Genomic DNA, 13,785 nt, shown 5'->3' on the forward strand with positions numbered 1-13,785 from the left:
AACAATCCGGCCTTCAAACCGGAAGCAGGCCGAGATCGATGGCCGCTGTGACGGGACCCGAGACGTCGCCGAAATCATCAGCCTCGGAGACCAACAGGCTGGCGAAGCCGAAATCCATGGGAACGCCAACAGAGAGCGTCGCCGTGACCGGGCCGATAACGCCAAGCCCTTGGATTTTATGACTGTAGGCGACGCACGTCGAAAGGTCCTGCAGACCGCCGCCGAAGATATTGAAGCTTTGGAACTTCAGATACAGCGTTCGGCCGATCTGGGACGGAGAGACGTCGTATTGAAGGATCGCGGAATCGAGTTGGCAGAAGGCGCTCCCGGCCGCATGCGGCGACGAAGAGCCGCCGAAGCCGCGCTGCAATCCCGTCAGCCTGTAGTGATCAGCGGCGGAAAGGGTCGCGTTGGCGTAGGCGAGATATTCGCCATCGACGTAGCACAGGGTGACGCCCGCCGCCGCAGCCGTCGCCGACACGGATGCGAGCGCGCCGCCGCTTTGCGTCATGTCCACGTCGAGAGGATTCACCATGTCCGGATTGCCTCCAGAATAGGCCGGCAAGGATGACAGCAGCACGCCCTGTTTGGCGGGCGCCGACACACGCGCGATCTGGGAATAGGACGCGCCATCGAGCGAGGCCCAGACAATGCAGCCGCCCCAGTTCGGGTCGCCGTTCTGGCCGCTGGCGCCGACCCAGATCTGCGCGACATTGCCGGTGATGCTGGGCGGCGGTTCGATAATCAGGGGCGGGTTGACCGGTTGCGCCGCGACATTGGCGTCCGGCGCGCCATTGCTTTTCGGCTGCGTCGGATATTGCGTCGCCGTCGCGACGCCCTGCGGAAATTCTTCCGCGGTGATCGTCAGGGCGCCCTCGGAATCTTCTTCAATGTCGGTGATGCGAACCACCGTCTTGTTGAGCCCGAGCGCGGGGTCGGTGAGCGTCACCAGATCCATCGGATCGAGCAGACAAAACTCCATGGAGAGCTTGAAGCTGTATGTGTTGCGAACGTAGAGGCCGCGCTGCAGGATCAATTGCGCGGCGGTTTGCGCCGCGAGCGGATCGCAGATTTCATGCGCCGCGATGGTCGAGCCGGTGCGACGGCCGAAACGATTGATGGCGCCCTGGTCGAAGACGACGATGGGACCGGTGTTGTACGAGTCCGACCGCGACTGGATCTCGATCGCCTGCTGATTGTACGCCGCATAGGGATCGGAGCGCGTGATCTTGATCGGATCCTCGCCCGGCGTGTCGAGGAAATCCTCGTCCGTCAAATCGTAGACGGGAACGAGATTCGGCGTCCAGGTCTTCTGCGCATCCGCCGAACCACCGGTGACGACGCCGTCGCCATAGGGAATGATTTTCAGCAGACCGCCAGACCAGACCGCCGTGGAATTGGTGATTTGCAGCCAGCGCGTCAGGATGGATGACGCGCTCTCCTGCATGTTGAGCACGGGACTGATCGCGAGGCCGTTGGTCCAGCAATAAGTTTGATAGGAACTGTCGCCGGAATTGGCGTAGAGCGCGGTCGCGTCGATCGAAGCAGCGGGAAAGCCGACGCCATATTGCGGGTTGGTCAGAAAATCGGAGATGACCAGAGCAGGGTCGGCGTCGACGCCGTTGACGCCGGTGCCATAGAGAACGCCCCGGACCTCGAAATTGCTGTCGCCCACGCTGGCGGAGGAGCCGAGATTGTAATTGGGGCTGGCGACATAGGCGACGCCCGGATAGGCCAGCGCCTGGCTGGGGAATGCCGATGCGAGATAGGACCAGACGTCTTGCGAAACGGCGCCGGAGAACAGGCTGAGTCCGAGGTCGATAAGCGTCGTCGTGGCGTTCGACGTTTGCCACACCTTGCCAATGCCGGCGATCGGGCCCTCGCAAACGCCCATCATGATGGCACACGAATAGTTGTAGCCGGTCGCCCCGCCGCCCTTGCCGCCCTTGCCGGAAGCATGTTGCTGAATGGCCTTGAAATTCTCGTACCAGAAGCAGTTCGGCGCGAGCACGTTGCAGCCGTAGACGATCGGAACCGGCACGCAGCTTGAGGTGGTCTGAACCTGCAGACCGGAATATTTGGTGATCTGGGTGTTGACGTTCCCAGCGCCGAGAAAACCCATGTCGCGCCCTCAGTTCGTTGTGGGCCAGATCGAAAAATAGACGAGCTTACGCCTGGGGTCGGTGAGCGCAGGATTTTGCGTCAATCGCTCCTCGATCACGCATCCCGCGTCATGAAAGGCGTGAATGATCGCCATCGGATCGGTTTGCGTGACGACGCCTCCATGGGAGTAGCTGCGTCCATAGCGGAAAAGAGCGATGTCGCCGGGACCGGGACGTTGGACCCGCGCGCAGCGCTCGCTGAAGAAACTCAGATATTTTTCATCGTCGCGATGAATCATCCAGTCTGGATCATAGGGACGCGGGTCGAACGGCGGCGTGAGGCCGAGATCGACGAAGACGCGCACGATCAACATGCCGCAATCCACGCCGACGCCGCGCAGGTCGGCGCCATGGCGATAGGGCGTAAGCATCCATTTGCGCGCTTCGGCGACGACCGCCTGGCGTTGCTCGCTTTCCGTCATGTGCTGGCTCCTACTTGCCGCCCTTGCCGCCGCGGGTGGTGACGGACGAGAGCGGACCGGTCATGATTTGCGGCGGGGGGACGAAGGGGAAACCGCGAAACCGGCTGAGATTATTGAAACGCGCCTGGCAGGTGGCCATGGTGCGGTCGCAGCCAAAGGTGGCGACGAAACTGTCGCCGGCCGCCGGCGGATAGGGCAAGGGATAGGACAGGACCAGCAGTCCGTCGCGCGCCGTCTTGATCGTCATGTTCGCGCCGGTGTTGGCGCCGGAGGTGAAAGCGATCGTTCCCTGCTGATGCGCCGCCGTCGCGGCGCTCCAGACGATGGCGTTCGCGGTGGAGCCGGACTCAACGGCGCCGACGCTCGAATAGGTTCCTGACGCCAGCCCGCATTGCGCGTCAAACAGCACATGCTGACAGTCCGCTTGATAGACGTTGCGCGGCATGTCGACGTCGAGCAGAACCAGATCCGATGCGACGGTGAGCTGCGCGCTGGAACGGCCAATCCAGTCGATCTGCGCAACGCGTCCCTTGAACAGGATCACCGAACCGATCGGCGTGTTCCAATCGCTGAAGAAGACTTTTTCGCGCTGGATTTCGGCGCCGTCGAGCAGGCCCTGCTGCATCGCCTGGAGGAAGGGAATGCCGCCAATTGTATCGGTGGCGCGCGCGAACAGCGTGACCTGCTGGCTGTCGACATTGACGCCGCAGCTCGCGCGGTATTTCAGCCCGGAGATCAGCACCGAATTGGCGAGATAGGTGAAGCCGTTGAGCGAGACGGGCGCGTCAAGATCGGTGTAGGTGAGGATCGTTCCGGTCGCGAGCCAGAGCGTGAAACATTCGGCGGTGAGCAGCGGCGCGTCCGAAGTCGGACGAAGGGCGTTCAGGGTGGAGATGAGTGCAGCGGAGGCGGATTTCATTCAGCGCACCTGACGGAATTTGAGCCCGCCGATTTTCCAGAGACCGGACAGGAAATTTTCGAACTCGGCCACATCGTCGAGGAAGCGGCATTGGTAAGCGTAGGTGAAGGTGGCGGAGATCGCGGCGCCGCCGGGCGGCGCCATGGCGAAGGTTATCGTGTTGGGCGCCGTCAACGTGTAGGCCGTCGTCGCAACGCCGCTGACGGAAACGTTGGATATGGCGGTGACGTAACTCACAGGCTCGTAATAGCCGCCGATGGCGCGGCCCAGCGTGAACGTGGTGGTGGCGCCGTCGCCGGTCGCGATGGTCTGCGCGGTCACGGCGTTGTCGGTCGGATCGACGTAGAGAAACGTGTTGAGCTGCCCGCCGCACGACATCCAGAACCCCATCAGGGTTTGCAACGATTGGGACTGGAGCGCCGCGTTGGCGCCGGAGGAATCCAGCGCGTCGAATGAGAGTTCGAATTGGTAGAGCGCGTGGGCGTAGAGCGGGACGCGCACTTCGCGTCCCGAGACGTGGGTGGAGACCCGCGTCGAGAAGGTCGGCGTTTTCTTGACGCCCCAACCCTGGCCGGGCAGCGTCGGAAATATGGGAAGTGTCACGTGCGCACCGTTTCCAGTCTGACGCGTCTGAGCGTCCAAAAGTCCGTCATGAACTCTTCGAGATCGACGCTGTCGTCGGCGAAGCGAACGAGATCGGCGGCAGTGAAATCCGCCGTCACCATCACGCCGGGCGCCGGCGCCGTGGTGAAAGTCACGGCCGTCGGCAGGATCGACAAAGCGTAGCCCGCCGGCGCCGCCACCCCGTCGAAGCGGATGGTCGGCACGCCGAGAAACGCCGGGGCGGTTTCGCTGAAACCGCCGATCCGCCGCGTCAGAGGGAAGCGTCGCGTCGTCCCGTCGCCTTGGCCGAGGATCGCGCCCCGAACGTCGCCCAGATTGTCGGGCGGCGCGAACAGGAACGGCTGCGCCTGTCCGGCATGGGCGGAGATGAAGGCGACGACCTGCTGGAGTTCGGCAAGGGCGGCGGCGCCGCGCAGGACATCGAAACTGATCTCGATATCGCGCGAAGGATTCAGGCGCCGAGCCGCGCGCAATTCGCGTCCCGACACGCGCGTCTGCACGCTTGTGAGGAAACGCGGCTGATACTTGACGCTCCAGCCCTGACCAGCCAGCGTCGGAAACGCGGCGAGATCGCCCGAAGCCGGCGGCGGATCCGGCGCGGCTGGCGCAACCGTGGGCCCCTTGCCGCCGATCCAGTTTCCATTCGCCCAGGCGCCGCCGTCGCCCCAGACATCGGAGGCGAGCGGGAACACCGGAAACGGGCGGGCGTCCCAGTTCCAGGCGCAGCAGAACGGCGTGTAAATCATGGGAACGCCCGAGGCCGACGTCTCATTGTTGGCGAGCCAGTAATCGTGGACCGCCTGCAGGGCGAGATCGGCCAGCGTGTCGTCGCGCTGCGGCGTCCAGCCCGCGCCGCGCGATCCTGTCCACAGCGACCAGAACGGCGTGGCGCTCTCGCTGGATTTGGGATCGTAGAACACGTTGGGCTGGTTGGTGCAGCGGTCGACCGTGGCGAAGCCATATTCGACGAAGGCGATGGACTTGGAGCGCGGCGTCCAGGCGGTGGCGGGGCCGCGGGGAATCCAGCCGGCGCCGTCGCCCGTGTCGTAGATCGCGCGATGGGCGTTGTTCCACCACCAGCGCAGGCCTTTGCGCATCAGCAATTTCTGGTTGGCGGCGAAGGGGCGGCGCGTCTGGGTGGCGCGATCGCCGAGCGGCAAGGTGCAGCGCTGGTCGGTTCCCAGCGGGTCGAGGCCGACGCCGCCACTATAACTGTTGGCGTAGTACCAGTTGAACCCCTCGCCGCCTTCGATATTGGCCTTGAGATAATCCGCATTGTGCAGCGAGGGCTCGCCGGAAAGGCCGAGGCCATTCATCGTTTCGGGCGTGGGCGGCCAGCTTTGCGGGCGCGGCGCGTTCCAATTATGGCAGTCGAGACCGCCGTCTCCGAGCGTCCAGTCGGACAATGGGAGGTAATTGTCGAACGCGACCAGGTCGATATTCGGCGAGGCGAACAGTTGATCGAGATGCGGCCATTGCCCTTGAGCGTCCGGGTGCTGCCAGCCGTTCCAGGTCGACCAGTCCGGCGAATAGGCGATCAGGTTTTTGTAACGGGTCAGATCGCGCGTGAAGCCCGCCGTGTCAAAAGTGGCGCGCACGTCGGCCGCGAGTTGCGTGAGGCCGGCGACGAAGGGATAGTCCCATTGCGCGCATCCGTTGGCGTCGGTCGTTCCGGCGCGCGTCCAGTTCGGTCCGCGCAGAATTTCGAGGCCGCGCAATTCCGAGCCGATCAGAAAGAGATCGACGCCGCCGGCGACCGCGCAAAGGTTGGCGTAGTGCAGGATGAATCGACGATAGGTGAAGTCGGTGGGCGCGCCGGAATAGGCGACGGTGAGATTGTCGGCGTCCGGCGTGAACTGCGACGGGCGCGCGGCGCCGAGGAACGTGGCGACGGCCTGCGTCGTGGCGGCGCTGAGGTCGGCGCTCAAACCGATCCGGCCGCGCCAGGGCTTGCCGGGGGCGTCCATCAGGATGAACGGATAGAAGATCACCCGCAGGCCTCTCGCGCGCAGGTCGCGGATGCAGCGCACAATGCTCTGGTCGGACGGCGTGCCGCCATAGGCGGCCGAACCGTTGCTGGTGGAGATCGGGATCAGGCCGGATGATTTTTGCGTGAGCCCGGAGACCTGCCAGTCGGCGCCGCTCCACGCGCCATCGGCGTAAGTTTTGAAGCCGCCGCCAATGAAATTGGTGGCCGGATAGATTTTGCACGCCGCGGCGTCGGTGGAATCGCCGAACCAGGCGCAGACCAGGGCGACCGTCCGGCACTCCGGATGCGCAGCCTGAAGCTGGTCGAGCGCAAAGGAATAGTCGGCCTTCGCGCCGCCGGGCGCGAGATAAGCATTGATGGGCGCGACGGTTGAGTCCGTCGACTTTCCGCCTTGGGCCGGCAGCGGATCGTAAGTGAACTCGCCGGTCGCAGGCAGCAGGCAAACGCCGAACAATTGGGCCATGGTCTCACCGCGCCAGGCGACGCAGGCCGAGGTGGTCGCCATTGCTGACCGCCTGGCTCATCGCCTTCATAATTTGCCGCGAATTGGCGCCGAGCCAGCTTTTCACCGAGGCGGCGTCCATGGCGGAGACGTTGAGATGGACATGGGTGTCGCCCGCGCTCTGCGCTTGCGATCCGCCATTGGCCTGTGAATTGAGCATGGAGCGGAAGGCCCCGGCTTCGGCGGCGGGCATGATCAGTTCGTTCTGATGCACCATCGCGAGTTGGTCCTGCGGAATCGACCAGGCGCCAATGTCAAAGGCGGCGACCGACAGCACCGCCCCCTGGGCGGCCGCCGCCGGCGCCGCGGCGGCGGGGCCCATGACCGGCGCGAGGAAGCCGAACACGCCGGCGAAGGTTTCCGACGCCGAGGCCGTGATGTTGCGCAAGATGGACGCGAAAACGGTCGCCTCGCCGGCGGCGGCTTCGCCAGCCGAAATGCCAGTGCGGGCGGCGGCGCCGGCCGAGGCGGCGGCGGTCTTCTGGCCTTCGCCGGCCAGCGACAGCGCCGCCATCGCCAACTGTTTCTTGGCCCAGTCGGCCACGACCTCCACGCCCATCCGGACGAATTGCGAGACCACCGCCTGCGTCAGCGAACGCATGGCCTGCTGGAGGTTCTTCGTGCCCATGATCATGCCGGTGAGCGACGACGAGAACGATGCGGACATGGCGTCGACCATGTGGTTCATCGGCGCGACCATTTGCTCGACCGACTGCAGCATGAGGCGCTGGCTGTCCGCGGCGTATTTCTGGTCCAGCAGCGTCATCCGTCCCAGCACCGCCTGGCGCTGGGACGGACGCAGGCCTTCGATCTGCGCCTCCTTCTGCAGCAGGGCGGATTCGGCCGCATATTCGGCGTCGAGCGCCGCCTTGGCGGCGACGACGCGCTCCTCCCCCGTCATGAGTTTCAGTCGGGTCAACTGGCCGTAGAGCGATTGCTTTTGCGCGAAAGCCATTTGCTCGGCGGCGATCTCGCCGTTGATCGCGACGAGATTTGTGCGCGCGACATCCTGCTGGGAGGCGCCGCAGGCGCGCGCGGCCTCGTCGATTTTCGACAGCGCCGCCGAAACGCGCGCGACGCCGTCGAGGAAGCCGGTCGTGTCGGCGCCGAAGGAAATCGATACGTTGTCCGCCATGCTGTTTCCATCTTTTTAAAAACGTCCGGAGGGAAACAGGGCGCGCAGGGCGCTCATCGAATCCGGCTCCTGTTGTTTCCGCGGGCGCCACACGCCCTGGCCCGCCGCCATGGCGGCCAGGAGCGCCGCCGGCGGCGGGTTGTCGCGCCAATAGGCGTGGCGGGCGAGGATGCGCTGAAACGTCAATTCGTTTTCCAGCGCATCCGTCCAGGCTTCACCGGACATCTGGCAATAATGGGCGACGATCCGGTCGAAATCCGGCGCGCCCTCGCCTACTCCCCCGGCGAAACCGCCTCGCTCGGCGCGAACAGGCCGGTCTGCCCGGCTATGATCGCGAGGGCGCCCGCCAGATCGGAAAATCCCGCTTCGAGATCGAGGAGATCGTCGCGCGTGAAATCTGGATAGGCGCGGGTGAGGCCGGCGTGGACCACGTCGATCATCAGGTCGAGATCGTCGGGTTCGAGCAGGGCGGCGCCGAGCGGGTCGCCGGCGCCGATGCGGCTCTGGATGGCGTTGAGGCGCGGCAGCAGCTTGAGCAGGCCGGGGACGACGGTCCGCGCCTGGCGCAGCGACAGCGCGGGGACGAAGAATTCGCGGCCGCCCAGCGCCGCCACCGGCGCCTTGGCGCAATCCACTTTCGGGTCCATTCGCATGTCAGATCGCCGTGTTGATTTCGCCAATATTGTTCGCCGCATTGGCGAAGGCTTCGAAGTCCAGTTCGGGGATATTGAAATCCTGGATCTTCGAAGACACCGTGAGTTTGTTCGAAACGCAATTGTAGAGGCGCAGCGACCATTGCGCGCCGGCGGCATTGGGGTTGGTCTGGTAGAAGTCGATCTGGAAGGTCGGCGCGACGCCCATCAGCTTGTTGCTCAGCACGGCGCGGGAGCCGCCGCCCGCGGCGGTCTGGGTGTAGCAATAGGAGACGAGAATGGCCTTGCCGGCGTCGCCGGAATTGAAGGTGTAGACGCCGGCCGACAGCGTGTACTGGCCGACGGAGGGCGCGGAAGCGACACGCGTCAGCGCAAGGCCGCTCGCCGCGTAGACCACGCCGAGATCGGCGTCGAACGCGGAGGCGTTGACGACCGCGTAGGCGTAAGGCGAGGAGGCGGCCACCGAGCCGGCTTCGTTATAGGCCCACAGCTTTTGTCCGCTCGCCAGCGACTGGCCGAAGAAACACGAGTTGTAGAGCGGTCCGTCGATATTGGCGAATTTGGCCTTGCCGGTGATCTTGCCCTCGCCGCGCGCCAGCGCGATCGGAAACTGGTACTGGCCGAAAAGCTGTTTCGACGAGAAGCTGAAGTCGAGCGAGATGTCCTGCAGCGCGCCGAACTGAACGGGCGTCGCATTGGCGCCAGACGGCGTGGCGATGAGAACCCCTGAACCGAAAGCGACGGAAGTTGTGTTCGGCATGGATCATGTCTCCTGGTGAATAGGCGGTGGATGCGCTCAGGGCGCGAGGATTTTCACGGGCACGAGCGCGAGGCCCTGGCCGTCGAGATCGCCGGGGTCCTTCACGATGCGGCCCTCGATGCGGCAGTGATAAACGAGGCCGCCGAGGGTCTGGCGGTCGGCGCCGGCCGGCGGCGCCAGAGCGGCGTTGAGCGCGTCGAGCGCGATGTTGAGATCGCGCGCGGGAACCGCGTCCGGGTCGCGGCCAGCGGCAATGTAGATGAAGAGATCGACGTTGAGCGTGGTCTTGCCGGGCAGGCTCTCCGAGGCGAAGGCGACGTTTTCCGCATGTTCGGCGACAAACAGCGCGGGCTGGTCCGCGCTCGCGACGTCGCTCCACAATCTGAGGCGCCGCGACAGCGTCGCCCATGTGTCGCAATCGTTGATCGGCGCGGCGAACTGGGCCTGCGCCAGTTGGGCGCAGAGCGCCTCCATGATGGCTTCTCGGGCGTTCATGGATTGTCCTTTGCGCGTTGCGCGGCCTCGGCCAGAGTTTGGCGGAGGGCCTGCTTGATCTCGGCGCTTTTCTCCGCGAGCGCGGAGCGCAGATAGGAGCGTTCGGGGATTTCCGAGCCGGGATGATGGACGCGGCGGGCGAAGGCTTGCTTGCCGCCGGCGATGAAGGCCAACACCGTCGCCTTGTCCGGGACGATTTCGTGCGCGGCGGTCTTGCCGCCATATTCCTGGATGGCGGCATAGGGCGCGCCGCCGTCGGCCACGACGGCGACGCCGAGCGACGCGCCCTGGTCTTGGTTGCGGAGCTGGATCGAATTGCGCAAGGCGCCGCTGCGCGCGTTGAGCACGGCGCCGCTCAGATTGACGTCGACGACCTGCGCGAGGAGGTCCTGCGCCAGCGCGTCGATCTTTTCCGCGAGGGCGGCGCGCAGGCCGTCGGGCAGCGCTGCGAGTTTCGCGGCGAGATCGGCGACGCCTTCAGGGCTGAATTGCAGCATGTCAGTTGCAGATGATGCGGCCGAAGCTGCGCAGGCTCTGCTGCACGTAATCCGGCATGGCGGTGATGCGGAAGGCGGCGGTTTCCTGGCCGCCCAGGCTCTTCGAGGCCATGCCGATGCGATCGCGGTAGCGATAGCGGTCGGCGGCCCATTCCAGCGCGCAGGAGGCGAGGTCGTGCGGGACATAGCCGTAGGTCAGCACCACCTGCGCGCCGGAATCGTCGGCGGAGAAAAGGTAATCTCCGAACCCATTCACGGCATATTGCCCCGCGGCCGGATTGGCGGCGACTTGCGTCAGCGCGACGCCATTGGCGTAGGCGACGCCGCAATCCTCCGCAAAGGGACCGTAGGGCTGCGCGGCGACGATCCGGGGCGTGGCGCCGGGAACGGCGCGCGCCTCGTTGCTGATCTGGTATCCCGCGCGATAGGCGACGACGACATTCTGCCAGCCGCGCGGAAACACGCCGTTGCGCAGCATGAGCATCTGCATGGCGCCGGGCGGCTCGTCGTCGCCGGGCTCCAGCAGCCAGCCGAAACCGCGACCGTCGGTCGAAGGCGGGATCGCCTGGCCGTCGATGGTCACAGAGGACACCGCAATCACGGGCCAGTTGCGCAACTGAATGCGATTGCGGCCGTTGCCATCGAACATGTCGGCGACGTCGCGCGGCAAGATGAAGGCGCGATTGAGCCAGGTGCAAATCGCCCGGCTGATCTGACTGATCATGCTGGACAACAGGATGTCGTCGGCGCTGGACTGCACGCCGAGGTGGGCCTTGAGCGCGCCCAGTGTGACGAGATCGCCTCGCGCCATGGTCAATCCGCTTTCCGTTTGTTCTTGGGTTTGGCGGGCGACGCAGGCGGGTCCGCGCGCCGCGGCGCGGGAACGCAACCGTGGGCGAGGAGGTCGCTGGCGAAAACTTCATCCGCTTCAAAAAAGCCCTGGGCGTCGGGAACGATGTTCTCGCCCGCGCAGGAGAGCGCGGCGACCCCGGGAGGAGCCTGAAATTTCATTGGGGGAGATCCTATGAATGGCGGCGGGGGCGAAGGGCGCCGCCCCGGCGAACCGGGACGGCGGCGGCGCGGACGATCAGCCGTTGCCGATATTGGTGATCACCGACATGGACGGCGGGAAATAGTGCTGCAGCACCTCGTCGGCATAGACGCCGTATTCGTAACGGCGCGAGCGCAGCGGCCATTCGATCTGGTAATAGTCCTGGCGGGTGCGCATCTGGATCACGTTGCCGACATTGGCCAGCGGATAGGGCAGCTGTCGCGTGAGGAACAGCATGGTGCCCGCGGGCATGTTGGGGTGGATTTTGATGTCCAGCGACTTGGCGCCGGCCATCGAATATTTGTTCTTGTAGGTGGTGGCCATCACGCCGCCGGCGAAGGCGTCGTTGCGCGCGTCGAACAGGAAGCGCTGCGCCGCATTGGAGCCGGCCGACAACACCTTCTTCGAGATGTTCATCGCCTCCTGCGAGGAGACCCAAACCTCATCCGGCGACAGACGATAATTGTCCCAGTTGGTCTTGAGCACATTCTCGATTTCGACAATGCCGCCGGCGCCGTCGGCGGTCAGCGGCGCCCCGGTTCCGGCGGTTCCGTTGGGCATGGTGACGACCAGCGAGCCGGAGCCGGGGGCGAAGGCCTGGGTGAGCAGGCCGTCGAAGGCCAGCGCATTGACCGACCAGTCGGCTAAGGGCAGCGAGGACGCCGTCTGTATTCCCGTCGCGGCGGCCGTGATGACCACCGAATTGATGGTGGTGACGGCGCCCAGCACCTCGGAGCCCACCACGCCCCAGAACCAGGCGTAGCCGGCGGCGCCGGGCTTGACGGCGACGGAGGCGCTGACCGAACCGGTGGAGCCGGAGACGCTGACGGTGGCGTTGGCGGATTTCTGCGCCGCGCCGCCGCCGAACGTGTCGGAGGTGCCGTCGGCGTTGGTGCGGGTGATTGCGGCCTGGATGCCGGCGCTCACCGAGGCGTTGATCAGGCCTTCGTGAGTCAGCGCGACGCAGATCACCGACAGGGTTCCCGAGGCGAGGGAGCCGCCGCTGGTCGAGGCGGCCAAGGTGGGCGCGCCCGTGGTTCCCAGGGCGAGCGAGCCGTTGCCGCCGAGGATCATCGCCTCTTCGCCGATCATCAACGCTTCGAGACCGGTCTGGGCCGCGAGGGCGCGCAGATCGTCAAAGCCCTGGCCGGAATATTGCGCCTCGAAATCCACGCTGGTTTCGATGCCCAGACCCTTGTAGTTGGCGACATAATCCTTGGTGGTCATGGCCGCGACGCCGCCGCGGTTGCCGCCGGAGACGCCGATGCGCAAGCCGGCCGAATTGATGGCCGTGATGGCGCGCCAGGCGGCCTGGACGCCGCCCTTGCCGGAGACGCGCGGGATCGAATTGCGCAGCGGCGTCAGCACCGGGAACAGCAGCTTGGCGCCGGCTTCCAGATCGTAATAGGTGAGGCCGGAGGTGGCCGAAGCGCCTTCCGCGAAGGTGGATTTCTCCAGGCTGGCGAAGCGCGGGTCGGTCAGCGGGGTCATCTGCGACTTGCGGATGGCGTCCTTCAGTTCCAGCGCGTTCTGAATTGCAGTCATGGCTTGCTTTCTCTGTTGCAAAGGGTTTGACGATCAGCCGAAGCGCTTCGGCTGGGACTGGGCGGCCTTGATGAGCACGAGCGAGGCCTTTTCCGGCGACAGCCGCGCCAGCTCGGCGGCGAGGGCGTCGACGCCGCTTTCCGCCGATTTGGACACGGCGGCGGCGCCCGGCGGCATGGGCGGCGGGACGGGGGTGCGCTCCAGCGCCTCGATGCGCTCGGTCATCCGCGCCAACTGGGGCCGCAATTCCGCCGTCAGCTTGCGCAGCGCGTCGGTTTCCGTGGCGAGCTTCTCGACACGGGGATCGGCGGCGAATTTTTGCGCGCGGGGCTGGAGGACGGCGAGGACTTCGGTCTTCAGGCGCGACAGCAGGCTTGAGAGCCCCGCCTCGTGGATCGGATCGGCGTTGAGATCGTGTTCGAGCGCGTCGAAGAAATCGCCGATCAGGTCGGCGGCGGGCGCGCCGTTGGCGATATTGCCCTGCAGCCAGTCGCGCACGGCCGACGGGGGTTTGTGCGCGAAGGCGCGGGTTTCCGTGATCCCGTCGGCCTTGACCAGCTCGAAACTGGCTTCGGGCAAGCAGGGCAGATCGACCAGCGAGATTTCGCTGGGTCTCGCCGTGTAGCGGACGAGATCGGGGTTTTCGGGGTCGGGCCAGCGTTTCAGATAGGCGCCGCCCTGGGAGAAGCCAGTGTAGACCCCCTCCTCCACCTTGCGCCATTCGTCGTCGTCGATGATCTTCGCGGCGATCTCGATGCGCTTTTCGGCGTCGTTGAAGCGTATCGAGGCGATCTTGCCGGCGGCCACCGCGCCGTGCATGGCCCTGACATTGCCGAGGCTCTTGCCGCCGGTCGCCTTGGCGAAATTTTTCGACCAAGCCTGATATTGCGGCTTGGTGCTGGCGTAATCGCAGATTTCGCCGGCCCGGTCGGGCGCTTCCGCCGTCGCATAGCCGTAGACCAGGCGCTGGGCGGCGTCGGCCTTGCGCAAGGGGATGAACATTTGCAATCGATCCGTCACGCGAACGCGC

Annotated in this window: 14 protein-coding genes; all 14 read right to left on the minus strand. The window is 65.4% G+C overall.

The features are described 5' to 3' along the window. Nucleotides 1-13: 13 nt before the first annotated feature. On the minus strand, nt 14-2,122 hold the full coding sequence (locus CFB24_RS03570; protein WP_088519166.1) for a phage tail protein: 2,109 nt from the start codon (nt 2,120-2,122) through the stop codon (nt 14-16). Between the two features lie 9 nt (nt 2,123-2,131). Next, complete coding sequence (locus CFB24_RS03575) at nt 2,132-2,584, minus strand: C40 family peptidase (RefSeq protein WP_088519167.1); 453 nt, start codon at nt 2,582-2,584, stop codon at nt 2,132-2,134. Nucleotides 2,585-2,594: 10 nt separating this feature from the next. Continuing rightward, nucleotides 2,595-3,503 carry a DUF2163 domain-containing protein gene (locus tag CFB24_RS03580; RefSeq protein ID WP_088519168.1) on the minus strand — a complete coding sequence of 303 codons (909 nt, stop codon included), beginning with the start codon at nt 3,501-3,503 and terminating at the stop codon, nt 2,595-2,597. After that, nucleotides 3,504-4,106: a DUF2460 domain-containing protein gene (locus CFB24_RS03585; protein WP_088519169.1), complete on the minus strand. Its 603-nt coding sequence runs from the start codon at nt 4,104-4,106 to the stop codon at nt 3,504-3,506. Beyond that, nucleotides 4,103-6,622 (minus strand): baseplate megatron protein TIM-barrel domain-containing protein, encoded by a 2,520-nt coding sequence (locus tag CFB24_RS03590; protein WP_141098335.1) that lies wholly within the window; start codon nt 6,620-6,622, stop codon nt 4,103-4,105. Before CFB24_RS03590 ends, CFB24_RS03585 begins: the two co-directional genes overlap by 4 nt. After that, the gene (locus CFB24_RS03595; protein ID WP_088519170.1) at nt 6,585-7,754 is read right to left on the minus strand and encodes a hypothetical protein; all 1,170 of its coding nucleotides are present in this window, start codon (nt 7,752-7,754) and stop codon (nt 6,585-6,587) included. Before CFB24_RS03595 ends, CFB24_RS03590 begins: the two co-directional genes overlap by 38 nt. Nucleotides 7,755-7,769: 15 nt before the next feature. After that, on the minus strand, nt 7,770-7,979 hold the full coding sequence (locus CFB24_RS22975; RefSeq protein WP_088519171.1) for a hypothetical protein: 210 nt from the start codon (nt 7,977-7,979) through the stop codon (nt 7,770-7,772). Nucleotides 7,980-8,026: 47 nt separating this feature from the next. Beyond that, nucleotides 8,027-8,407, minus strand: a complete 381-nt coding sequence (locus CFB24_RS03605; RefSeq protein ID WP_088519172.1) for a hypothetical protein — start codon at nt 8,405-8,407, stop codon at nt 8,027-8,029. A gap of 1 nt (nt 8,408) precedes the next feature. Then, nucleotides 8,409-9,167, minus strand: a complete 759-nt coding sequence (locus CFB24_RS03610) for a hypothetical protein (protein WP_088519173.1) — start codon at nt 9,165-9,167, stop codon at nt 8,409-8,411. A gap of 36 nt (nt 9,168-9,203) precedes the next feature. Then, complete coding sequence (locus CFB24_RS03615) at nt 9,204-9,662, minus strand: hypothetical protein (protein ID WP_088519174.1); 459 nt, start codon at nt 9,660-9,662, stop codon at nt 9,204-9,206. Further along, entirely contained in the window at nt 9,659-10,159 is a 501-nt protein-coding gene (locus CFB24_RS03620) for an HK97 gp10 family phage protein (protein WP_111390643.1), read from the minus strand. The genes CFB24_RS03615 and CFB24_RS03620 overlap by 4 nt, the downstream gene beginning before the upstream one ends. A gap of 1 nt (nt 10,160) precedes the next feature. Beyond that, entirely contained in the window at nt 10,161-10,976 is an 816-nt protein-coding gene (locus CFB24_RS03625) for a head-tail connector protein (protein WP_141098336.1), read from the minus strand. A 270-nt stretch (nt 10,977-11,246) separates the two neighbouring features. Further along, entirely contained in the window at nt 11,247-12,755 is a 1,509-nt protein-coding gene (locus tag CFB24_RS03635; protein WP_088519177.1) for a hypothetical protein, read from the minus strand. A gap of 33 nt (nt 12,756-12,788) precedes the next feature. Next, nucleotides 12,789-13,775, minus strand: a complete 987-nt coding sequence (locus tag CFB24_RS22980) for a hypothetical protein (RefSeq protein WP_176440407.1) — start codon at nt 13,773-13,775, stop codon at nt 12,789-12,791. Between the last annotated feature and the right edge of the window lie 10 nt (nt 13,776-13,785).

It is taken from the genome of Rhodoblastus acidophilus, assembly GCF_900187365.1.
Taxonomy (GTDB): domain Bacteria; phylum Pseudomonadota; class Alphaproteobacteria; order Rhizobiales; family Beijerinckiaceae; genus Rhodoblastus; species Rhodoblastus acidophilus.